This window comes from Lysinibacillus sp. GW247-5R2A, assembly GCF_059424475.1.
This window is the reverse complement of sequence record NZ_JBWKZL010000016.1, coordinates 12,114-36,725: the sequence shown is the minus strand read 5'-3', so window position 1 is coordinate 36,725 and position 24,612 is coordinate 12,114. Positions and strand designations below refer to the sequence as shown.

General features: G+C 34.0%; 23 protein-coding genes. 5 read left to right on the top strand and 18 right to left on the bottom strand.

The genetic code is table 11. From position 1 onward, the window contains the following. Nucleotides 1-112: 112 nt before the first annotated feature. From AC07YC_RS20575 to AC07YC_RS20560, 4 genes are all read left to right on the top strand, one after another. The gene (locus AC07YC_RS20575; RefSeq protein ID WP_494920310.1) at nt 113-1,120 is read left to right on the top strand and encodes a nucleoid-associated protein; all 1,008 of its coding nucleotides are present in this window, start codon (nt 113-115) and stop codon (nt 1,118-1,120) included. Between the two features lie 239 nt (nt 1,121-1,359). Then, nucleotides 1,360-2,481, top strand: a complete 1,122-nt coding sequence (locus AC07YC_RS20570; RefSeq protein WP_494920309.1) for a hypothetical protein — start codon at nt 1,360-1,362, stop codon at nt 2,479-2,481. Nucleotides 2,482-2,649: 168 nt separating this feature from the next. Continuing rightward, nucleotides 2,650-4,146, top strand: a complete 1,497-nt coding sequence (locus AC07YC_RS20565) for a serine hydrolase domain-containing protein (RefSeq protein ID WP_494920308.1) — start codon at nt 2,650-2,652, stop codon at nt 4,144-4,146. A gap of 74 nt (nt 4,147-4,220) precedes the next feature. Beyond that, nucleotides 4,221-4,700 (top strand): GyrI-like domain-containing protein, encoded by a 480-nt coding sequence (locus AC07YC_RS20560; protein WP_494920307.1) that lies wholly within the window; start codon nt 4,221-4,223, stop codon nt 4,698-4,700. A gap of 392 nt (nt 4,701-5,092) precedes the next feature. On the opposite strand, the gene AC07YC_RS20555 is transcribed toward AC07YC_RS20560, so the two are convergent. Further along, the gene (locus AC07YC_RS20555; RefSeq protein WP_494920306.1) at nt 5,093-5,410 is read right to left on the bottom strand and encodes a hypothetical protein; all 318 of its coding nucleotides are present in this window, start codon (nt 5,408-5,410) and stop codon (nt 5,093-5,095) included. Between the two features lie 59 nt (nt 5,411-5,469). After that, the gene (locus tag AC07YC_RS20550) at nt 5,470-5,898 is read right to left on the bottom strand and encodes an NUDIX hydrolase (RefSeq protein WP_494920305.1); all 429 of its coding nucleotides are present in this window, start codon (nt 5,896-5,898) and stop codon (nt 5,470-5,472) included. A gap of 191 nt (nt 5,899-6,089) precedes the next feature. On the opposite strand from AC07YC_RS20550, the gene AC07YC_RS20545 reads away from it, so the two are divergent. Continuing rightward, complete coding sequence (locus tag AC07YC_RS20545; protein ID WP_494920304.1) at nt 6,090-6,554, top strand: DinB family protein; 465 nt, start codon at nt 6,090-6,092, stop codon at nt 6,552-6,554. Between the two features lie 143 nt (nt 6,555-6,697). On the opposite strand, the gene AC07YC_RS20540 is transcribed toward AC07YC_RS20545, so the two are convergent. The 16 genes from AC07YC_RS20540 to AC07YC_RS20465 all read right to left on the bottom strand — a co-directional run bounded on the left by AC07YC_RS20540 (nt 6,698) and on the right by AC07YC_RS20465 (nt 24,603). Further along, the gene (locus tag AC07YC_RS20540; protein WP_494920303.1) at nt 6,698-7,213 is read right to left on the bottom strand and encodes a DinB family protein; all 516 of its coding nucleotides are present in this window, start codon (nt 7,211-7,213) and stop codon (nt 6,698-6,700) included. Nucleotides 7,214-7,543: 330 nt separating this feature from the next. Next, on the bottom strand, nt 7,544-9,496 hold the full coding sequence (ltaS, locus tag AC07YC_RS20535; RefSeq protein ID WP_336635479.1) for a lipoteichoic acid synthase: 1,953 nt from the start codon (nt 9,494-9,496) through the stop codon (nt 7,544-7,546). A 320-nt stretch (nt 9,497-9,816) separates the two neighbouring features. Next, nucleotides 9,817-10,560, bottom strand: coding sequence for a LytR/AlgR family response regulator transcription factor (locus tag AC07YC_RS20530; protein WP_494920302.1), 744 nt, complete (start codon nt 10,558-10,560; stop codon nt 9,817-9,819). A gap of 9 nt (nt 10,561-10,569) precedes the next feature. Beyond that, nucleotides 10,570-11,871 carry a sensor histidine kinase gene (locus tag AC07YC_RS20525; RefSeq protein WP_336635477.1) on the bottom strand — a complete coding sequence of 434 codons (1,302 nt, stop codon included), beginning with the start codon at nt 11,869-11,871 and terminating at the stop codon, nt 10,570-10,572. Between the two features lie 109 nt (nt 11,872-11,980). Continuing rightward, nucleotides 11,981-12,112 carry a cyclic lactone autoinducer peptide gene (locus AC07YC_RS20520; protein WP_008179416.1) on the bottom strand — a complete coding sequence of 44 codons (132 nt, stop codon included), beginning with the start codon at nt 12,110-12,112 and terminating at the stop codon, nt 11,981-11,983. Between the two features lie 15 nt (nt 12,113-12,127). Continuing rightward, on the bottom strand, nt 12,128-12,718 hold the full coding sequence (locus AC07YC_RS20515) for an accessory gene regulator AgrB (RefSeq protein WP_494920301.1): 591 nt from the start codon (nt 12,716-12,718) through the stop codon (nt 12,128-12,130). A gap of 158 nt (nt 12,719-12,876) precedes the next feature. Further along, nucleotides 12,877-13,704, bottom strand: a complete 828-nt coding sequence (locus AC07YC_RS20510) for an ABC transporter permease (protein ID WP_494920300.1) — start codon at nt 13,702-13,704, stop codon at nt 12,877-12,879. 34 nt (nt 13,705-13,738) lie between these two features. Then, nucleotides 13,739-14,476 (bottom strand): SagB/ThcOx family dehydrogenase, encoded by a 738-nt coding sequence (locus tag AC07YC_RS20505; protein WP_494920299.1) that lies wholly within the window; start codon nt 14,474-14,476, stop codon nt 13,739-13,741. Nucleotides 14,477-14,494: 18 nt separating this feature from the next. Next, nucleotides 14,495-15,328: a thiopeptide-type bacteriocin biosynthesis protein gene (locus AC07YC_RS20500; RefSeq protein ID WP_494920298.1), complete on the bottom strand. Its 834-nt coding sequence runs from the start codon at nt 15,326-15,328 to the stop codon at nt 14,495-14,497. A gap of 11 nt (nt 15,329-15,339) precedes the next feature. Continuing rightward, the gene (locus AC07YC_RS20495) at nt 15,340-16,506 is read right to left on the bottom strand and encodes a hypothetical protein (protein ID WP_494920297.1); all 1,167 of its coding nucleotides are present in this window, start codon (nt 16,504-16,506) and stop codon (nt 15,340-15,342) included. A 20-nt stretch (nt 16,507-16,526) separates the two neighbouring features. Then, on the bottom strand, nt 16,527-18,200 hold the full coding sequence (locus tag AC07YC_RS20490; protein WP_494920296.1) for a YcaO-like family protein: 1,674 nt from the start codon (nt 18,198-18,200) through the stop codon (nt 16,527-16,529). Further along, entirely contained in the window at nt 18,200-19,624 is a 1,425-nt protein-coding gene (locus AC07YC_RS20485) for a hypothetical protein (RefSeq protein ID WP_494920295.1), read from the bottom strand. Before AC07YC_RS20485 ends, AC07YC_RS20490 begins: the two co-directional genes overlap by 1 nt. Before the next feature lie 5 nt (nt 19,625-19,629). Next, entirely contained in the window at nt 19,630-20,370 is a 741-nt protein-coding gene (locus tag AC07YC_RS20480) for an ABC transporter permease (protein ID WP_008179402.1), read from the bottom strand. Nucleotides 20,371-20,382: 12 nt separating this feature from the next. Further along, on the bottom strand, nt 20,383-21,108 hold the full coding sequence (locus tag AC07YC_RS20475; RefSeq protein WP_418302370.1) for an ABC transporter ATP-binding protein: 726 nt from the start codon (nt 21,106-21,108) through the stop codon (nt 20,383-20,385). 11 nt (nt 21,109-21,119) lie between these two features. Continuing rightward, a complete protein-coding gene (locus AC07YC_RS20470; RefSeq protein WP_494920294.1) occupies nt 21,120-23,597 on the bottom strand; it encodes a lanthionine biosynthesis protein in 2,478 nt (825 codons plus the stop codon). Continuing rightward, the gene (locus AC07YC_RS20465; protein WP_494920293.1) at nt 23,566-24,603 is read right to left on the bottom strand and encodes a hypothetical protein; all 1,038 of its coding nucleotides are present in this window, start codon (nt 24,601-24,603) and stop codon (nt 23,566-23,568) included. Before AC07YC_RS20465 ends, AC07YC_RS20470 begins: the two co-directional genes overlap by 32 nt. Nucleotides 24,604-24,612 lie beyond the last annotated feature (9 nt).

Here is a 24,612-nt window from a genome sequence, read left to right as displayed (position 1 = left end):
TTCATGAGCTTTCCTCAGCCCTTTCTATCCCCTTTTATTTATTCGAATCATTGAAATCTACAAAATAAGATATGGTATACTAGCTACTATGAAAAATTAGAAGGTGACATATATGCTAGAAGTTAATGAAAGTAAATTAGCCCATTATAGTATCCATTTTTTGAGCGAGTCGACACTTCTTTTAGGAGAAGAGGAATTTACACAGCCAGAGCTCATGCTAGAGGCTGCCTTTACACAGCTTGCATTTAGTAAAATAGAGCTGGAGCAGCAATATGAATTTTTCCATGAAACAGATATTGCACTAAATGAAGTTTTTGCCTATTCCAAAAAAATATTCGAGCAGGACAGTAGCTTTCTTGAACAATCTCAAAATATGGCGAAGCACTTACATAGTGTATCCCAGCACCCAAATATTAAAAGCGGAGAGCTATTTATTGGCTTGTTTGAAAATTGTTTTCTACTAAATGAGGTTAAAAAGATCATTGCCATTGTGAAAATTGATGAAAAAGAAATGTTTTTAGATGTCAAAAATGATAATAATAAAATGATCATTCACGGTGTGGATGGCATTAATGTAAAAAAAATTAATAATATGGCGATCATCGTAGATATGGGACAAGAGCAACCGCCTGCTGTATTTATAAAGACGAAGCGAAAAGAGGATATCGTCTACTGGCAGGAACGATTTTTAAAAATTAAAGCAGCAGATGAGCATTACCATAAAACTGATTTAGCGCTTCATGAATGCAAGAAGTACATTTTAAAAGAAGAGAATTACTCGAACACAGAGAAGCTAGGCTTTTTAAATAAAACGTTAGATTATTTTAGAAATGAAGAGGCATTTCAAGTTGACCATTATATTGACACCGTATTTGAGCAAGCGGATGCTACCCAAAAGGATATCCTCGTCAATTCAGTCAAACCTTATGAAACCGTTATTTCTGACAGCGCACTAGAAAAAGCTGAAAAGAAATATAAACGCAAAATCAAGCTGGATTCCAATATTGAAATTCAAGTCAATATTCAGCATATCGATCAAATAGATGAGCTGATTGAAGTTGGCTATGATGAAGCAACCAATCGAAAATTTTATAAAATTTATTTCCAGGATGAAATATAAATAAGGGACGCCTTTCGAGAAGTTCACACACGATAGCTGTAGTGCTATAGCTTGACCGCTTAGTGAAAATCAATGGTTTACCCTTATTGCATTATAAAAAAGGCATTCCCTTAAAAAGGATGCCTTTTTTGCCTTACCATATTCTTTTTTATATTTTTTTAAAGAAGATAAAACTTTTTCTTTTGGTAAAACGTCTAATAATTGGTAACAGAAGTTAACCTAAAGGAGAATGGATAAAGATGAAAAAACCTTTTAAGAAAACTTGGATTTTAGCTTCCGCATTAACACTAGGAATGGCCGTAATGACCCCGCTTCAAGCTGGTGCAACATCAGTGGATACAACTAAACAAGTCACTATACAAGTAGAACAAAAGATAAAAGGTACCATTAAGTACTTTGATGGCGATGGCCTTTCTATTAAAGGGACTGACGGCAAAAATTATTTTATTGGCTTACACAAATTCTCTGACAAGCAAATCGAACAATTGAAGCTAGTAGAAGGACAGGAAATCGCTGTTGAAGGAAGCATTGTAGAAGATTACTCAGATTTCTATACTTTTAATGTGTATAAAAAAAGCTTACCTAAAGAAGTCACTAAAGAAGAGTTAGTTCAATTAGAGAAGCTCTTCAATGACATGAAAAAAGCAGAAAAAGAAGAGAATTATGAAGAAATGGATCGAGTTTATCAGGCCATGAATAAAATTACAAGACCATATGAGTTGGCAAATTGGCAGCCTGAGCCTTTTGAAGAATTCATTAATGAAGCTGGATTTGCTGAGCAAAACATCGTCATCAAAAAACAAGATAAAGAACAGCTTAAAGCACTTTATGATGATTGGGTAAAATTCACTAAAGAAGATAAATCAGATGAGGCACAAGAAAAAATAGATAAAATCTTTACTATTTTAGAGGCATACTTCCAAGAGCTATATCCTCCACTAACGTTTGAGCAGTATATGGCTGATATGGATTTAGACATAACAAAGGAGGATCTCGTAAAACTAAAGGCGATTTATGAGGAAGCTCAAAAAGCCGATAAAGATAAAAACGAAGAGCTTTCCATCAAGCTATGGGATCAATTCTACGAAGTTATTAATTCATATTATAAGCCAATTTCCTTTGAAGAATATATGTCAGATATCGAATTTGACATTAGCGAATCGGATTACACAAAATTAAAACAGTTCTATGAGGAAGCAAATGCCTTAGATCAAAAAGGTGAAGATGAAAAGGCTGCTGCCCAATGGGAAGCCTTTTATAAAATTTTAGATCCCTATTATTTGGCAAATAGAGACATTTTGATTTCGGCATCGAAGTTAATCATTCACGGGAACGATTTACTTCCAGAACAGACAAAATAATATTATTAGGGCTCTCCTATTTATTATAGGAGTAGCCCTTTTCTCTTATATGACAAAATTGTCATGTACTCCATGGAATAGTCATGTTAATCGATAGTTGGACCATAAATTGCTTGATATAGTAATCCTTGTTGTAACAAGTAATTTATCTGTTAAGGAGAAATGAGCATGACACTATTTATTAAAAAATCTGTGATGATTGCTGTAATGCTAGTATTTTGTACGATGTTCCCACAATTCGCACATGCAACATCCGAAGAAAAAATCCGCAAAATCGAACACTTTATTGAGGAACAACAAGCCCTTAGTAAAATCCCTGGTCTTTCAGTAATTATTGTTGATAAAGGGGTAACCGTCTATCAAAAAGGATTTGGGTATGCAGATACGAAGTCAAAGACACCCGTCACTTCAAATACTCTTTTTGAGCTAGGCTCCACATCTAAAGCCTTTACTGGCCTTGCCATTCTCCAATTGGAAAAAAAGGGAGTACTGAAACGTTCAGATGATATTCAAACATATATCCCATGGCTAACGTTAACCTATAATGGAAAAAAAGAAGTTATAACGATTCAGCAATTACTGTCGCATACAAGTGGGATTCCTTCTAATTCCATCGTTCAAATTCCAGAAAGCACAGACAAAAACGCCCTTGAACAAACGGTCAAAACATTACTACATCAAACATTAAATCGAAAACCAGGAAGCTCTTTTGAATATGCAACGATTAATTACGATGTGTTAGGACTACTCATTGAACAAGTATCCAAAATGCCCTATGATCAATACGTCAAACATAAAATTCTAGAACCTATCGGTATGTATGAATCGTTTGTAGGAATTCATCAAGTAGAATCCCCCCATATGGCTTCGGGTTATAAAATAGGGCTTATGAAGGAGCGACCTTTTACAGCCCCTATCTACCGAGGTAATATCCCTGCTGGCTATATCATCAGTAACGCAAATGATATTGCAAAATGGTTGAAATTACAGTTAGGCAATAGTGACATTTATTCGATTGACGCTAACACCATTAAAGAATCCCATACCCCTGACCACTCTGTAGAACCTTTTGATACAAATACTTATTATGCTACTGGTTGGGCAGTGGTTGACAATGAAAACAAGCCCTACATTTACCATGCTGGAGAAAATCCAACGTTTACATCGTATTTCATGATGCAGCCTGATGAGCAAATAGGGGTTGCAATTTTAGCCAATATGAATACAAGCTCGACAACTGCTATCGGCCAAGGAATCATGGATTTGTGGGAAGGTAAAACGACAGCTCCCCAACAGGCTAATAGCTATCAAAAGCTAGATAAAATCGTCACGATATTAAGTATAATTATAATAGGAATCTGTCTAATCCTTTGCTATCTTTTAATCAAAACGGCCACCAACATTTATAAAAAAAGACGCCAATTGACTAAGTTAACTCCAAAGAAAATAATTTTATTAATGGTCCATTCATTACTCGTTGCCATCCTGATAACAGTGATTTTTATGGCGCCAGAAGTATTACTTGGCGGTTTAAATTGGACCTTTATTAGGGTGTGGGCCCCGACCTCTATATCGGTATTATTGGATAGCATTATAATGGCTTGTATTCTATATTTAACATGGGGGATAATACTCATTATGACAAAAAGGAAAGTGCTAGATTAATTGTCTATGGAATATTTGACCATATTCCAACAAGCTTTTGCTAGGATATTCTAAATAGAAAGGTTAGTGAGTAAATGTTATTAAAAGATGTTGAAAAGGTCCATAAACAAAAGATGAATTTCATAGGATTTTCTACTAAGGCCAGTCTAAACGAGGACATTCAATTAAACATTGTAAAAAATCTACGAGAACAATTACTAATTCACCTTCCTTTCATCAAAAATAGGGTAGATAATAGCATTATTCTTATCCAAGTATATGATGATGAAGAATGGACACCTGACACCCCTTATACACATATTGTAGCAGTGGAAGTAAGTGATTTTTCATTTGTGCCAAACGCTATGATTACACATACCATTCCTAACGGTGAATTTTTAGTATTTAAGCACCAAGGACCTGAGAAAAATATCGATAGTACCTATATGGCTATGAATGATTGGTTAGAAGACCATAACTATGTAACCCCGCGACCATTTGATATCGAACAATGGGATGATCTAGCAGCTATGAACAATCATGATCATATTATTAAGCTTTATATACCATTATAATTTCCTTAACCCCATGGATTAAAAAAATAGCCAGTTACTCGAATAGTCATGAGTAACTGGCTATTATAAAATAATGAAACTAAATCCAATCTTGAACGTAAATTTATTTAATAAAAGTTATATGATTCGACTGAATTTTGAGAAACGGGGTTTGTTTTATGAATGAATGGTGGCAAAGTAAGAAAAGAAAAACGAGAAAAAGCAAAGGACATAATAAGTACTCCCTATTTGAATTATTTCTAGATGTGCTTAGTTGGATACCAGAGCTGATTTTATTGCCATTCAGATTAATTTTTTGGTTGTTTAGAGGCGTCGGTAGATTAATTGCAGATCTATCTTAATGTCGTGAACCATATCAATGAAAATTAACGCTGACCATTCAAAACACTTTGTTATTTTCCCCATGGCTGTTCACCATATCTTTTAAGCTTCACAACTTCACCATCGTTATTGATTAAACGATTATATACATAATTAATTTTATATTCATTATACTTTTCTAATTGTATTCTTTCGTAAAAGTTCTTTGATAAAATCAACTCTCGGTCATCAATTAACAAATAATATTGGCCGTTCTTTTCGACAATATTTTGCTCTTCAAGTAGATAGGTGCTTTCAACTTGTACATGATTAATAGAATAAAAACCGGCTGCAAATAAGCCTACAAATGCAAATAATAAGAATATCACAAATAGCCTAGTTTTACTCATGTCCTCACCCCATTAAACTTAGTTTTCTTATGATACTTATACAAGTCATTACGTAAAAGCTAGAGCAATTCAAATAATCCATCCGGAACTAAATTACATTTATTATTTGAGAAGTCATTAATGGGCTTCCACAGCAATTTAAAGCGTATGCCATTATCTTCTTGCCCCCAAAAAGAAGCATTTTCATAAAAGGATATGTCAATAAATTCGGCTTCATGGACAAACACTATTTCATGCCCATTATCACCATTATATGTAAATATATTCTCGATGGTACCTACATACTTTAAGTTAGTAATACTCGCTGCGATTTCTTCCAATATTTCTCGCCTTACCGCTTCCGAACTCGTTTCACCAAATTCAATTTTTCCGCCTATTGGTCGATAATAAAATGTCCCCTTTACTTCATCAAAGCCTTCACAGACAAGTATTGCCTCTTCTTTTCTAAATACACAAATAGATTTTGCTATAATTTGCTCTTTTTTCATTTTTTTCCTCCAAACCCTTTTTTAGCTGTGTAATAAGTGCATTTTTTATTATAACAATTCGCCTATCGTAATCAAAATTCTTTTATGCGAATGTTTTGTACAGATATAGCTCGTATTGATGTATTGTTTTCAGGCCAGTCATTAACATGATAAACTAGTAAGAAGTATACTAGGAAGGAGATGGAACGTGAATGATGGATGCTAAAACTATTTTATTAGATCAGCTTCTAGCAAATGCAAATGATCGTAGCTGGTATATGTCATTTCATGAAGTAGTTGAAGGACTGTCTGAGGAAGATGCATTTTGGAAACCTGATGAATCCAGTCATAGTATCGCTGAAATTGTCCAACATCTCATTTATTGGAATGAAACTTGGCAAATCAGATACAAGGAAAATCATGTCCAAGCCAGTCCACAAGTTAAAAGCAATGATGATACCTTTCTTCTTAGCGATGAGGTCACTTTCTTGGAGCTAAAGGACAAATTGTTAAAAACGCTACTTCAGTGGCAGGAACTTCTTGAAGAGGAGCAACTACTATCTGATGTAAATGGTTATCCAGTGAAGGCCGAATGGTGGGCTATCATTTCCAATGCCACCACTCATAATGCCTACCATATTGGACAATTAGCATATATTCGTAAGATGAACAGCTAGTATTTATTAGATTATATTTTGGCACCCATTCTGTAATGGATACGGAACGAATTGCATAAAAATAAACCTCCCCCTAAAGAGAGAGGTTTATCACTGGTCTATTCAGCCATTCAAAGACAATTGCCTCTCATCTGAGTGGCTTTTTATTTTGAGTCTGCTTGAAGTGCATCTACCGAATCCACGAATGCTGAGGAAAGACCTCGTCTAATTAGGTTTGCAGATACTGGCTTTTTCCCAATCTCCCTAGCCCAAATTGATAATTGTCCTATATGGTGAATTTCATGTGCAATAGTATGGCGAATGATTTCACCCCATGTATGCGTCTCGATTGTTCCATCCTCTAATGGAAGATGAAGTAAACGCTCTTCCATACTAGCATCCCATTTGTTTACAAAGCTTGCTACTTCTAAATGAAACTCTTCTGTTAATTTTCGAACTTTTTCAAGGCTTCTATAGTCATCAAAATTTTCCTGAAAATCCTCTTTACCTTGTAATACACGTATCCAACTCCACTCTACATCCACTATGTGGAAGAGTGTATGTAGGATATTACCCATACCACCTGTTCTATTTTCTAAAAGTTCTTCTTCACTCAACTCTTCACACCAACGGAACCAATCTTCTCTGACCACCCAATTATATTTAAACAATAATTGCAAAAAAATCCCCCTCTTGAAAATAATATAATAGCCCTTTACTACTTCTTCATATATGAATAGTTTTCCTCCATTTCCTCACAATTTCCGCGTTATTATTGCTAATACTCGCTTGTTGCATTAAACTCACAGCATCTTTCCTACAAAAAAATAAATAAGGTAAACCTTACAACCGTAGTGGCTGTAAGGTTTACCTTATTTATTTTATTTAGTGCTGAATCATCAGGTATAAAAAAACAGGTCAAGCTAATGGGAAGGTATCATCTGAGCACTCAAACATACTCTCCTTGATACCTTACTCATTTTCTTAACCTGCCTAGCAAAGGATTACCATTAATTCGATTCTACATCGTCTTCTTTGGAGTAATTATATTGAGAAGGATCAACTGGCGTATACCCTGTTGGCTTATAGAATCTCAATAAGTCACCATTCACGACTTTATCAGATAGTTGCAATTTAAGATCTACTTCATTCTTAATTGTTTTCGCAGACTCTAATTGACTATCATCTAGTGGTAAACCTGTTTCATTATCATAAAATTTTTCATTCACTGAATAGATTTTTGGGCTGACAAAATCACCGTTTCTAAATGGCACAATTTCATGGTGCTCTTCTGACAATAGGTCAGATCCAAACTGAACAAATTGTTGCGTATCAATTCCTAGTAAATGTAATAACGTTGGAAGAAGGTCTGTTTGACCACCATACGTATGGTTAGTACCACCCTCCATACCCGGAACATGGATGAATAATGGAACGCGTTGTAAATTAGCACTTTCATATGGTGTAATATCTTTTCCAATTACTTGACTCATGGCTGCGTTATGATTATCTGAAATACCATAATGGTCGCCATATAGAACAATCATCGAATGATCATATAAACCTGATTCTTTTAATTGTTGGAAAACTTGTTCGATTGCTTCATCTGCATAACGAGCAGTTTGGAAATAATTATCAACACTTGCATCGCCTGTATTTGCTTTATCGATTGTTACTAAGTCTTGATTCATTTTATATGGGTAGTGATTCCCAACCGTAATTAATTTTGTATAAAACGGTTGTGGTAAAGAACTTAAAAGATTTTGTGATTGTTCAAAGAATGGTTTATCTAATAATCCATACTCAGCCATATCACCTGAAGTGCCCGTATTATAATAACTAGCATCATAGAACTTATCAAAACCAAAGGATTTATAAATCACGTTTCTGTTCCAGAAGCTTCCGTTATTGCCATGGAATACAGCCGATGTATAACCATAATCTTTTAAAATACTAGGAGCTGCCTGGTACGTATTTTGTGCTTTTGTAATATAAGCTGAACCTTGCGGTAACCCAAATAACGAATTTTCTAGCATAAATTCTGCATCGGACGTTTTACCTTGTCCAGTTTGATGGAAGAAATTATCAAAATACAATGTATTTTTATCTTTTGCTAATGAGTTTAAAAATGGTGTAACTTCTTCACCGTTTAATTTATAGTCGATAAGAAAGTTTTGGAATGATTCTAAATGCAAATAGATCACGTTCATTCCTTTTGCTTTCCCAAAATAATCAGCATTAGGCTTTGCATAGTTGGCTTTAGTATAGTTAATCACTTCTGTAATATCACTACTATCCGCTAAAGCTCTTTGTGAAGATGCTTTCATTGTTTCTACTGAATCATAGATCGTATAGTTATACATGCCTAAATATTTCACAATATAGTTTCTATCAAAACCTCTTGTTAATAGCTGCGGACGACTAGCCTCAGCTAACCCTAAATTAAGGATTGAAATAGCTAATGCACATGTAATGATCGCCATTGCTTTTTTATAGCCAAAACGTTTCGTATCTTTTTGAATTCTTTTTGAGAATCGTAGGTAGAACATTACGAATACATCAACGAAGAACAAGATATCATATGGTTTTAATAAAGAAAGAACACTACCACCTAAATCACCAAAGTTCTGCGTTTGAGAAAGTGTTGGCAATGTAATGAAATCACTAAAAAATCGGTAATAAACAATATTAGCATACAAAAGAATGGACATCAGCGTGTACACTACAACAAGTGATGTATATTTTCGTTTTCCTCTAAAGATAAATGAAAATCCTAAAAATAGCATGGCTGAACCAAGTGGATTTAATAGTAAAAGGAATTGTTGAATTACTCCTTCTACACCTAGGTCAAATTGTGTTTGTTGAGAGATATATGTTTTAATCCATAACATTAAAACAGCTACTACATATATTCCAAAAAAGTTGTTCAATAGGTCGTCTTTTTTACTTAATAAATTTCTCATTTCTTGCACCTACCTTGTACTTATTGAATTTAATCTTGATGTCTATTAACTTATATTATAAGTATTGCATTGCATTTAAAATAATGTTACGCCACGATAGCTTTTTTCGCGACCAATGTATAGTACTCCCCATTTAAACTTCTGTCAAGTTGTTAGGTATCATAATAGACAATTCGTATAATCATTACTAATTAACGCAAATGTTGGCATAAAAATATCCGGCAAATGTTAGTTTTTTAACTAGCATTTTCCGGATATTTTAAGTAATGATTCTACCTTTTCTATTTCCGTTAAATTCATCCATTTTAATAAACATACTTTTATTCGATAACATTCATTTCTAATTTTTTCTGTACAGCCTTAATCATTCGTGCCGACCCATAACAAATTTCTCCGTTTTTCATTAATATTTCTTTCTTTTTAAAATCCACTTCCTGAATATTGTCGATATTTACTACAAAGGAATTATGGCAACGAATGAAACTTTCATACTCTTTTTCTACGTCTTTCAGTTTCCCGTAAAACTCCACTTGACGATTCTCCAAATGTAAAACAACTTTATGTAATGGAGAGGATTCAAAAAACATAATTTCATCAAAATTAACACTAATAATTTTATCTGCAATTCTTTGAACGAATTTTTTATTGGATGTCTTATTCGTCACTTGCTTTCTTTCATTTGTCACCTTTAAACAGCTAATAACCTTACTTTGTATTGAATCAACATCATCTTTAATAATAAAATCCATCGCTGCTACTTTATAAATGAAATTTAAATAAGTAAGTTCTGAGTGCGTTGTGACAAAAACTATATCGCCTATTGGATCCACTTTTCTGATTTCCGCGCCAAGTGTAATACCATTCATCTCATGATTCAGGTCGATATCAAGAAAATATAAACCAGATCGTTTACTCTCATTTATATAGTGTAATAATTCTTCTGGATCCGCGGTCGTTAGGACCAGTTGCATATCCAGATTTTCAATCATTATATAATTTGAAACATATCTGGCTATCTTTTCTCTTTGTTCCTTTTGATCTTCGCAGATAAAAACATCAATCATCTCAATCCCTCACTTTAAAATTACAATTTCCTGCTTAAAAAAGCCATCCTCGATAACTGTATCCAACTGTGTCATATTTTCTTGATCAACCATCTTCTTCAGGCTGTTCAGCCCCAACCCTCGATTTTCACCTTTTGTCGAGAATCCTTTTTCGAAATATTGAAAAAGTTTATGTCCGGTATCACTAAACGTATTCCAAACTACAAAGGACACGGATTGTTCGAGCTCAACAAACCCTACTCGTATGATACCCTTCTCCGCCTCTTCAGCTGCTTCAATGGCATTGTCTAAAATAATTCCAATACAGCGGCACAATAGTACACTGTCCATATTCAAATAATGAATTTCGTTAGGGCATTCAAAAACCACATCTATCCCCTTTTCTTGTGCGGTAATCAGTTTGGAGGAAACCAAACCTTTTACTTCTGGAATTTTAATTTCAGACAATCCTCTCATTTTAAAATCATTATCACGAATCTCTTGACTGACACGCATAATATTATCATTAAAATAGTTCTCTAAAGCATTCATATCACGATTGTTAATATATTCGGACATAGAAGATAGGATATTGATATAATCATGGCGAAAAGTTCGCATTTCATAATAGTTTTTTTCCAGCTGTTCCGTGTACATTTGTATACTGTTTAGCTCAATTTCCTTCTCCCTCATCTCTAACTGCTTTCTGAAGGTATATACTAGGAACGACAAACTGACAGCAAAAATGACGAAATAAATAAATAAGTACAGCGTATTCATCAATACTAGCGTATTTTGATTTCCTGTTAATCGTACATAAACAATCATTGTAAAATAAATTGTATATGTAAAAAGACCCAAGAAAGCTAAAATTTGTTTTGTAATCCTATCTTCTGCATCCTTCTCAAAAACTCTGAAAGTAATCTTTTTCCAAAGTTTTATAAATATAATACCAATGATGAGTGTGATAAATTGATGTAGTAATACGGCTGAAAAAATGATTTCGTTTGTTGCTGAGGAGATTGTATCAATATCTAAAACTTTTCCCAAAATGAAAGTTGTTATATGATCAATGAGAATCATACCAATCATTATTGTTGATGCGTAGTACAGTGCAGGTATCCACTTTAGATATGTATACTTAAACATACCAAGAACAAACGCAAATATTAAGAGCGAGCCAAAAATATCTAGATACGGATATAGCCCACCCATGATTATACTAAACAGTATAACTGCAATAATATTTTCCTTTCGAATAAAACGTTTCCCTATGACAAAAGCTACTAAAATACACTGAATGGCGACTTGAACTATAGCTAATAGAATCACACGCTAATCCTCATCTCTCTATAGGAATCTAGTATGAATATTATACTATAGAAAACCAAATTAGCAAAATTTAGAATTTTTAGCGAAAATCTAGTATTTCACATATAATTTACTTTTTTAGTTCTTCTGGAATTGTTGGTTCAAATGAATACAATACACAGAAATTATGAACACTTAGCCCGCCTACTGCAACAAACAGTTTTGTTAGACCTTCTGCAAACATATTTTGAATTTTTTTCATTTTCTTCTTCCTCCCTTATTTTTTCAATAATTTATATGTTAATGGAAGAATACAACATACAGCTAGTAGACTTCCAAAGAATACTTGATTGATGACTAGTTGTGAGCTTGTACTAACCATTACTGCTACACAAATCGAATAGCCAATAATGGCTCTGTTTCTCAGTTTTACTCTCAACGCTTTATCATTAACACGGTTCTTGTCTGTATCTTGAGGGGCATATTTATAAAGACAGATATATACAGCTAGAATAGCTATCCAGAACATCGATTCTGATATGGAAATATCTCGTATGATGATCGGTAGTATTCCGAAAAGGAAAATGCTTATCAACGTGCAGGTACTGCTTTTTTGAGCATGAATACCTCTAGCATAGACCCGTACTAATAAATAAGCACTGTGAAAAATAAATGTTAGCCACACTGAATGAAGTAAAAATGCAGTCAAATAGACAGGAACGGCCTTCCCAAGATTAATGAGGCAGACTTCAATACCCAATTTACACTTCAATTCTTGAATTCTGGTCAGTTCTTGTCTTTCTTTTAATTTCCTAACCATATATTCTGCCAACACGTCTTCCCTAAATCCCTTTAGCAGCATTTCCATTATTATCCCCTCCTTGTTTTTCTTTACAATAATAGTATATCTTGCTTTTCTAGCATTTTTTTAAATATTTAGTAACTTACTACTCTGATTACATATATGCAAAAAAAAAAGAGGAAAATACACAGTTACGAGTATTTTCCTTACAATTATGAAATTTTTCATACGACAAACTCAACCAAATATTTGGGATACAGCGTAACCACTTCACTATATCCTTGAAGATCCATTCGATTAATACAGACTTTGTTTCTAGTGGGGAAAAATTCATTTTGTCGCATTTTATTATATAAATTAAATAACTGAATAAATAGAATTCTTTCTAAGAAGAAACACATCAATAACTCTTCATGATGCATGATGGCTGCATTCAGCTCACCTTCTATTGAAAACTTAGGAATTTCAAACTTCGCTGTATTGATTAATGGACCAATCTCTAAACTATTTTCCTGACAGCTCAGTGCCAGTATATACTTTGCAAAGGATTCAACTTGATTGATTTCTGCAATTTTCTTTTGTGTTCCAATTAGCAAATCAATATTGTCCTGCGGGTTTTCATCATAGATTGTTTGTACAAACGGTGATTTTTCCAGAAACTCTTGAACATTTGGGAATTTATCTTCTAGCATCACTTGAATGTTAAAGATTTTCCCTGTATCAATAATTTTTTCTGCAAAAATCAAGTACTCTACAATAGCTTCTGTAGAAATGAAATAAGGGGTAAAAAATTCTGTATAGCTTCTCACTAGATTCAATAGATCTCTGGATTTTTGTTTTTCATAGGAGATAAACAATGTAGGGTCCTTTTCCAAAAGCTGTTTTCCAAGCTTATTTTCTGAGCAGTCCATTGTTTCATCGATTCCATGATAAATAATCTCTTTTAATCTATTAACCTCGATATCTTTAACTTTAAAGGCCATGACTGTTTCTAATGTTATACAATCCTGGATCATAAAGAAATCGTTCATTTTTTTTACTTGATATTTCAATTTTAAGCAATACATATTCAACCTCCACTCCTTTCTATCCTATAAGAAACGCATACAAGGATGTTTGGTTATCACTCAAAAGTTTTGATAGCTCAATATCATAAAAACCGCCAAGTGGTACACTTTCCAACCCTAAGTAATTCGCTACCAACTGAATATTCTGTCCAATATGTCCGGCCTCCTGTTGAACCAATTTATAGGAGATATCTGTATACTTTCCTGAGATCCCGGACATATCACAGCTCAAAGCAACTGCGAACTGAGCGGTATTTGCCAAATACTTTTGGATAAACGCTTTACTCATTTCATCCCACGGCACGTATTGTTTAACCAATAATTTTTGAGTATCACTATTCAGCAGCATAATATTCCCCTGCTCTATCAAATCAACGTCTACCAATTGCTCGTTGAATAAAAAATAAATGTTAACATAGTACTGTCCCCCCCCAGAAGGGTATGTACGATTTTCTTTTTCACCACCAATCATGGCCAATTGAGTAAATTGTGCCATTACCTTTTTATCGACCTTTACATTCGTCTTGAATGGTTCCCTTGCCGAATATCTCGTCCCTAATGTTTTTTCAAATATATTATTATCGTCAATCGTATAATCTAAATCAATTAACGGATAATGGCCATTTTCCTGCAACTCTCTCGGTCTATGCGCATATACTTGAGTATTGGTGAATTCAGGTTCATTGATGGACATCATATGATAATCAATGAATTTTTTCTCTATATTCCGCTCCCCTTTAAAGTTCCACACATGCATTTCCTCCTTTTTAAGAAATCATCCAGCTTTAAGAAAAGCATCTGAAAAAATGAATTCATATTCCGGAGATACCCCTAATCGATTATTCAACATATGGAGATGAGAAATGACAATATAAAAGGCGTACTTTGGCTCCATTGTCGTTTGACATAACTTTATTTGAGCTAGCATAGATTTAAAAACCTTCAGATAGGGCTGATAGAATTCAATGGCAAGTTCTCCATTTTTCAATTGATCAATTCTGTTGTTAATCACTTTATATATTTGCTCTGGGGTCTTATTTTGAGAAAATTGAGTCCATATTTCACGATACGCATGAAACATTGTCTCATGCTTCTCAATATATCCTAATTCTTGAGCAATTTTTGTACAGTTGTACATGAGGTCAATCGCTAACACATAACGCTGAGTTCGATTAAGCTTTTGAATAATTTGTCCAGCAAATTTTGAAGAGTGGACAAATAATTCTTCAGACAGCGCCATTGCTGCCTCGCCCCCATAACGGTTTAGCTCTGGTACATACTCGATTGCCTGAATAGAAAAGTTCGGATACGGAGCAGTTGGTACGATGCCTTCTGTCTGAACGATTGCCTCATCATAGGAAATAGCTTGAAATGAATGACTACTATGCTTTAGATGAAAGCTCTCCAATAAGTGCTCCAAATCTTTTTCAATTTTTTCTGCTGCGTCTTGTGCTATTTGGTATCTCAATCGGATATGGGGGCCACCATCCCAATAACGAATGAAAAAATATCGAACTTTTTCTCTATCTAAATATGGCAATAAACAGTCTTTTAAAAATTCTTCAATTAAAACATAATCATGAATGAATAAATGTTTAGATACCCACATAAGGTCCTCCTTTATTTTAGAAATATACTGTGACTTGTGTTCCAGCTCTTAAAAAGATTTAATGAGTAGCCAAGCTGTTCATTGTTCTCTAAATTGAATTTCTCTTTTATTATTTTGTCATTATAATTTTTAATCCCTCGAGCAGCCAATCCATACTTCGCAGCAATTATAGATAAATGCTGTGCAAAATGACCCATCCTTAAAAAAATATCATCATAATCCTGACCTGATTTCTCAAAGGTAAAAAATAGCCAATAATACATGCCTTCCAAATTAGTGAAATCTTGATATTCTTGCAACATCTTCGTATACATAAGTTTGCCTTTCGGTTGAATAAATTCACACGTTTCTCCAATCCGATAAAAGCCACTTTTGACATCAGTAATATTATCAATAAACGTCCACAACCCTATTCCAGGATAGTCCTGCACAGCTGCTTGGACCTCCTGCACTATGTGATGGTGTGTATTGGCTGACATCAACTTTTTAACTACTGCATCGCCACTAATATTCTGCTCCGATACTCTTCTCCTGAAAAATTCTGTCTCCGGTTGCGCTTTTATATCTGTTGTACTCAAATGATATTCTTGGTCTAAGGCTATTTCCAATACAAGCGGAATAGTGACAAATTCAACAGGCTTTTCAAGCGATGCGGTTGTTAGTTTACGGTGACGAACGTGATGACCATTTAAAACATAGTCAAGATTATAAAGATAATGACCTGTATTCAATAAACTTAGCATTATAGAAAACTCACCATAATATTTTTGGAGCTGACGATTGTCATTTACGATGACGAGATAGTCTCTTTCAGCATTCAATCCTTTAAAATATTCTTGGTGATATACATAAATTTTGTCTGTTAATGCTTTGTATACAAACATATGCGTTTGATGAACGAATACCAATTTGAGACTATCTATATTTCTAGCTTTGGGAGAAAAAGAATGGAAATAGTATTTGCTGAAAAAATCTATCCGTTGAATCATCTCTAAAAAATAATAGAGATCGTAAATAATGGAACTCCAGCCATCACTTTTACCAAGCTCCTTCAAAAATTTCATGTCAATCACATCTAAATGATTTTGAAACAGCGGTTCATCATCAACTTGTGCAACAGACAATGTTTGCTTATAGCGATCCTCTCCGAATCGATCTAAATATTGTTGATCAATCATCCTTATTCCCTCCCGTTCAATTATGGAAATGGATGGGGTGTTTTCTCTATCCAGTCTTTATCTAGCTTCCCTTTCTTCTTAAACTGAATAGCCTTTTCAATTCGTTGACTGACAACTCGTCTATTTTGATGCCCAAAAGTCATCGTCAGCATGCCAGGCACTATATATTTCACATTTACAAATCCTGCAGAAAACAAATTCGGATTTTCTGTCATAGCCCGATACGCTTTACCAGATATATCGACCAATTGGCCTTCAAGCGTTCGAACAACCTCGGCAAATTTCCCTTGATATACTGTATACCCTGCCTCCAATTGCTCGTAGGAAGATACCATCTCCGTATTCAATGCAAACGAAAATGCATATTTCATCTCCTTGTTTGAGTAAAGTAGCAAGTGGTCTTCCAACTTGTGCACCGATTGAGGATTGTCCAACAATTGTCGTTTCCTAGTCTGATATTCCTCATTATTGAAGACATTTGTAAAAACAGTAATCGCAGTTGTAGCTTCAATCAACGCTCGTTCGATTGACTCTTCCAAGTCAAAGGAAGCTGCCGCAGCCGTATAGAAGGCCATTTCATTTTGCTTAGGCTCCTCTTTTTCTAATAAAACCCAGATTGTCGGAATTTTCACTTCCATCGATATATCAAACAAATGTACACGGATGCTTTTTTGCTTTAATGAGTCCAAATAAGCCTGAATTTTTTTAGAATGAATGCTGGATTCATCAATTCTGACAGGTGGAATCTGTCCATACCAAGTAGCTAAAAAAGCATCGCGTTCAATCAGCTCTAGCATCGCATGTAGGCTGGCCTCTGCTTCTGTTGAACCGAGAGCACTGCCATTGGAGCTTTCGTAAATATATCTTTTTTCATTAGAAACAACATGAGAGTTGTAATAAATTAGCTGCTCGGGAATTAGAACCTCTCTTTCACTATGCAATGCCCAAACTTTTTCATAATTCAGTGGCTGATCTTCTGAATAATTTTCTGGATTGCCATAATTGCATTGAGCCATCACTTCACTCAGTGTAAGATCAATCACTTCAGAATCCCTTTCCCGCATTGCCCTTTGTTGCTTTTTATAAGGAAACGCTGTGGCATAGCGCTCCAACGATTCCAAAATAGATATATATTTTGACTTTTCATACGTCCCTGTCCGACCATAGGAAAGCATTGATATTCCCTTATATGATACTTCTGTCTGAACCATTGGTGTTCCATAAGAATCGCCGGAGCGAGCCAATGCATTTACAATCGACGAGGGATGCGCATAGATTAGTTTTTTATTTCTTTCAATCTTCTCTCTTACTTGTTCAAAGCTCAATTGCCGATTATCTTTTGCATTGAATAGCGTATCCAATTCCTGAGGTCGATTTGAACCTGTATCTACATTACACTGACAATCTCCACGCTTGAAGGTTGCTTTCGCTTGGATTTCCAATGTATCTCGGTTTATCTCATAGAGGAACGGTTCGCTATTTGTTTGGAGCTTTTGCACAAGCGTATCAATTATTTCTGATTCTAATCGATTTGGCCGGTCTTCTTGCCAACCAAAATATTGTTGATAGCTTTTTAGTTCTTTTGTTCGCTCCTTAAAGCAATCTAGGCAAAAGAATGAATCATTCTTTGATGAATGAATAAAAATATACTTTTGGTTTGTCAGAATCGTAGCAATGTTTGTTTGTATGGTCATCACTCCACCTCCAAAAGTTCATAGTCAAAACCATGATCATTGAGTATTTTCCCTACAGTAGTCTGCTGACCACTTACTAAATTTTCTTGATTTGAGTTGTCCCAATTTACAGAACTGACTTCTTTTAGATGGAGCTCATTTAAATCTACGGTTTGGAAGAATGATTCCTTAATAGATACATCATTCATATGCATACTAATCCAAGTCAGTAAAACTGTTATCAACTGAGCTGCTGTTTTTACAGGGAGCTGAAAAATGAATGCCTCTGATTTGTCATTTACAGCATACAAGTAATACCCCCCTCTACTACATGCCTGGAGATAGAAATTGGTAGATAACTTTTCTTGATTCATTAAACTACTAATAAGTTCTGATTCCTCCAGCTCATTCAGATCTAATCTGTACAGTTTCCCTGTTTTATGATGTTGGGTACTATAGATGACTTTTCCCTGCTGCTTCAATAGAAGATCCTTTGAATAACTATTTTTTAATATTTCGATAAATGCCGCCTCTGAGAGAAACTGTGCGAGCCTTTCATAAGAAATATCTGCAAAGAAGTAATTCTCATCGTCTTCTGTTTGTACAGTAATAATCTGTAACGGTGATTGGTTGTAGGTAAAATACGCTTTATTTTTATTAAAAGATACTATCTTTGAATCATATTTTTTTACAAAATTTTCGAGTGAATTATAATTCTTGATTGCATCTTGAGGCGCTCTTCCTGAAATTTGATAATCCACCTTTTTAATTCCATCAAATGACAATTTCCTTTCAACTTCCATAAGGGAATTAATATTGAATACAGGGGCCTCTTTCCCAATGATAGATATAATGGCGCCATAATATAGGAAACCTGCTAAAAGCTTCTCTGAAATATCCTCAGCTGACACAGCCTCAAAATGCGGATGATTTCTTGTGGAAACCCATATTCTATCTTCTTTTTTCCCAATATAATAATTTGCAGCAATTTTCCCATCTGCCAAAACTTCTATATTTTCTACTTCTACAATTTCATGTTGAATATGATTTTCTGCCAATAATTCACTAAGATAAATGGCACCAAAATAAGATGTAGGAATATTCACACAAATCACCTCAATGTCTCTCAGACCCTTTTCTACTGATAAACATTGCTCTTCAACCCACGGCAAATAGAGACTGTTTTTGTGAAGATCATAAACCTTTGGATCAATTAAATAAAAAATATGTTTTTCTATAAGAAATTGAATGAGTTTTGTGTAGCGGTTAAACTCTTCAAAAAGTGCTGTTTCTTCACTTCCCTGATAGGCCTTACTTATCAAGGAAGTGATTTCATCATATTCTGGAATACTTAGTTTTAATTTTATTAATTCGTTTGATCCATATATAAATAGGTCGGGTTCATTATAGTGATATCGAATATTTCTTCGAGCCTTTATTAGCATATTACTCACTCCTTCTTATTGTTGAACTTAATGACAACTAATGAAATAATCAGAAGGGCCGATGTGTACCCAATGGAAATCAGCATATCTTGATTGAGTTCAAATGTCTGATTCCAAATTGAAATATAAATATTATTCAAATGATAGAATGGGTTTACATAAGATACGTACTTCACAAAATTCGGAAGACTTTCCACCGGAACAGAGAAGCCGCCAGTGAACATAACAATTTGGAACAATACAATAGACAAAATAAGTGCTGTTTTTACTTCCTTAAAGTTTGAATAAATTGCGTGAGAGTAAACCAACATCACCGCATTAATGAGTAATAAGCTTACATATGACATCAAAAAATTAACGATTGAAAGCTGCAAATCATAAACGAGTAAGCCAATCAAAGTGATTAAGAAAAATCCTGCTGTGGCTATAATAAATGACTTAGCAATACTCGACATGAGAAGAATTTTATCAGTGATTGGCGTAATGAAAAGTCTTTTTTCAATACCAGCTGCACGATTCATTACCTGATCAAAACCAAAGGCAAAAAATACGACTGAAAAACTAATGAGGACAATAAACGAAGGTGTATACATTTGAACATAGTTCATTCCTCCGCTATAGGTTGCATTACTGAACATTTGCCCCATTAATATATATGTGACAGGCGGTACAACAACCGTAAAGACTAAATAAAATAACTCTCTAAAGAACATTTTTAAGTCATATTTAATTTGTGTTAATAACATATTTGCTCCCCCTTATTTGGCAATTTTATCGAGATAAAAGCTATTAATAGATTTATGACCGGATTTCAGAATATTTTCTGGCGTATCGAATACTTCGGTTACACCCTCATTAATGAAAAGAACTTTATCACAATAGAGTTCGATTTCATCCATATAATGAGTCGATAAAATGACTGTACTGTCATTTTTCTTAATATATCCTGTAATACTTTCCCATAATATGTTGCGCATATGAGGGTCCAGTCCGGTAGTTGGTTCATCCAAAATAATCAAACGTGGTTTAGAAGAAAAAGCGATTGCTAGACTCACCTTTTGCTTCCAGCCCCCAGATAAATTATCGAAGAATGTATTTAAATGCTCCTGCAATTCAAACTCCTCAATAATTTCATTCAGATCTACTTTGCCCCCATAATAGGATCTAAAAAGATCTAGTAATTCTTTTACTTTTAATTTTTTATAAAACTGTGTAGGTTGCAATACTGCGGATATATTGCTTTTAATTTTTCCTAGCTGAGCTTGATCAATTTCTTTTAAATTATTACCAAAGACAACAACCTTCCCGTCATTAAAATCCTTAATGGTCATTAAAATTTCTAAGAATGTTGATTTCCCCGCTCCATTTTTACCGATAACACCAATAATCTCACCTTTTTCAGCAATAAAATCTATTCCTTTTAGAACAGCCTTTTTTCCATAATTCTTTGTTAGTTTTTCTACCTTTACATTAAAATTCTGCATCGTTCACCCTCCTAATTGTCAATCGTATATTCCACAACATATTCCCTAAGCTCATTTTTAAATTCAGGTAACACCTCTTCGATAAAGAACGTAGGTTCTTCACTTTCTTCATTAGTAATTTCATTCATAAAATGTTTGAATAGTATGGGTACTGTAATATCAATAAACAATGGCTTCATGGCAGAAATTTCTTCACCCATACGGTATTTCTTTAAAAAGAAAGTTTCGGGTAAATCCCTGTCTTGAAAATAGTTATTTATTAATGTATACAGTTCTACTTCATTTGCCGCATCCTTGCTTATACGCTCAATATCCTCGTGTTGTATATTCCACTTCTTCCTGTACATCACAATATTTTCAAAGCTAATTCTTGGCATATCACTTCTCTTTTTCAAAAAGTAATTTATATCAAAGTTAATTCTTCCGCTTTGAAACAGAAGTAGCAATACAGATAAAACACCTGGCAAGAACACTGGCACTAATGACGATTTATAGGCGACCCTTGCTTCATTTTTCTGATGGTCGAGCACTTTCAATTTTTTTGTTTTCTCATCATATTTAACTGAAAAATCTGATATATAAGGATACCCAACATCATGGAATCTCTGATTTCCAAACTCTAAATTTAATTTTTGTTTATAATTTCTATCATGAATACCGCCATTAAATCCAAACAGCTCTGTCACTTCATAATAATTTTTATCGTAATAATTTTTCCCTATATATTCTTGATACTGTGAATCTGTATTCAAATCCTCGAAGAAGTCTTTAAACCGGGATAAAAATTTCTCCTGACCATCATAAATATCGTTTAAAATTACTTTTTCCTGAAAAAGCTGATAAAAGAATGTCATACTAAATTCATTGCCGTATTTAATATACTTAGGAATTTTTTTAGAGAAGGGCTTGATTAGTTCCTGAAAATCTATTTCTACATCTTGATTTTCATCTAAGTATTGGGAAAAGAATGATTTAAATTCGTCCCTAAGATCATCCAAAATCTTTACTTCAGGTGCAATCGCATCATCATAGCGGTAATCCATGTCTTGGAAATAAGGGAAGAAGTATCTCAATTTTTCGAAGAATACATTGTTTAATAAATTGCTGTCCGATAAACTAATCTCCGAGTGCCCATATATTTTTTTATAAAGCGCAGCAACTTCGTATTGCACACGAATATTCACATCAAACAACAGTAAAAATGCTGTAATTTCTTCAAAAAAATGATTAGAAAATTTGTTTTCAATATCTTTAAGACGGCTCTGATTATTTTGAGCATCAAACAAGATATCTTCATATAGAATCTCCGTACCAAAATTCGGAATAGTTTCACTCAAATTTTTAATAATATCCTCAATCTTTTTCCAAAGAACCAACCTCTCATTTGTATCTGCCTGCTCGAATTCCTTTTGCAAATCATTAATGAATTGCAGCTGGCGTGATAGCTCTTGGCAAATATCATGGTCTTTTAAATAGGCAATCATTTCTTCTACAAGATTTCTTTTAGCATTTACTGAAATTTTTTGTACTACGATTTTCGTGGAAACAAGCTTTTTAAATACATCCAACTCATGCCCCGAATAAAGATCATGTTCACTTAGAAATTGAGCAAATTCTTTATAATACATTGTTTGCCCTTGTTTTTTCTTTAGAAATTGAATTACTTCTTCCGCAATCCCCATCTCAACCAGCTTATCTCGTGTTTCATATATTTTCTTAGATTGCGGTACATTCTCTTGCGTGACAAAAAAGATTTTAGAATCCCTTTGCCCGAATTTAGAAACATGGACTGGAATTTTTTCTAATGTATCGTTGTTCGTACGAATAACTTCCAAAAATATTCTAAAAAGTAGCGCATGGTTTAATTCGATGTTTGCCTTCTTTTTGATTAAAAATCGATTACCAGATGAGCCTGTTTGCGTAAGATAAGAAAACGGACTAGTCTTCATAGAGCTGCGCATTAACAAGTTGATAATAAAATTGTCCAGCTTTTTTTCTTTTTTATTATGTGTTTGGACAGGTTTGGATAAATATTTTTCAATGTTCTTATAAATAGTTTGATTAAAAAATAAAACGGTCTTTTGCAGCTGCTCATCGGCTATTTCTCGTTGCAGAATCTCTCTTGACTTCAATACAGATTCCTCGTACCTTTGTTGCAGTGCTTCTTGATACAACTCCAATTGATCTAAAAGCACTACTAGTCGATTCAATAAAATTGGCCCTGAATATTTCCTTAAACGAATGCTACGCAAATTATGAACATCCCGTTTCAGATTCAATAGCTTCGGATCCTTTTGTAGAGAGAACTCTTCTTCAATTTGACTGACTACAATTTCTTTCTCTCTTTCAATTTTTATATGAACATTGTCAATCTCTTCTTTAGCAGATTGAATTTCCTTCGCTTTTTCTCTCATTTCAAAGTACCACTGATCAGAAGTATTGGTTCCTCGATAAATACTAAATGGATTTTGAGTAACGATTATAGTCAAGTCCTAACTCCTCCCTCCAAGTCATCCCTTTTTTACTTTCCACAATTCTGTAAGCCATATAAATATACTTTTGCTTCTTCAAAGCACTTATATTAAAGTAAGGTAATAGTAAATACAGCAGATTTACGGTAAATCTATAAGCTGTTGCCTCAGGATTCTCCATAAAGTTATTTTTCTTTGAATAAGCGACAAAATTCCTATGAAAGTCGTTTGTAAAATTTTTCTCTAATTCCTCAATAGTACGAGTCAATTCCGCTTTATAGTGCTCATCTAACAATTCATCCACCTGACTTAAACAACATCCATAAAACTCTGTAAAATAGTTAAACCATCTATTAATTATTGGAGAATGTGCTTTCTCTGCCACTTCAAAATCTGATTGTTTTTCTAAATAAAATGTCTCAAATAACTTTTCGGTATATGGTTTCTCTTGCTTGACAGAAAGCTCAAAGAAGCCCTGAACATGCGAGACAAACGAAAGATAACCTTTATTATTATTCTTTTCATGATAGACATCTGAAATTCTTGAAAAAATAAGGGGAAACAGGTCCTCAACGCTAATATTCTGTGCTTCTACATATTTTCGAGTATCCAGTAGCAATGGGTAATGTCTGAATCGTTCGTTCATATATAAATTCGTTAACCGCTCATGATGAACAGTCAAATAATAAGGAAATATGTCCATCTCCCCGTGTTCTCGAATAGCTCGTTCATTTTTCTTATTTTCTAAATTTGATAGCAATCGGGAGCTTTGCTCATATTTTTTCTTCACTTGATCAATATATGATTTATCCAATGGCTGTTCTTCGATTAGCTGGCGCACTCTTTTTTTCAAAGCGTCATATTCAGATTGTGAAATCTTATTTTTTGTAATCAACTGAATATGAGGGCCCCCCTCCCAGCCTTTTGACACAAAATATTGACGTTTATCCCACAACTCATCAATAAGTAATAGCAATGATTGTTCTACTGAACTGTCATAGTTATAAATACAGGTTTGATACATGGCAACACA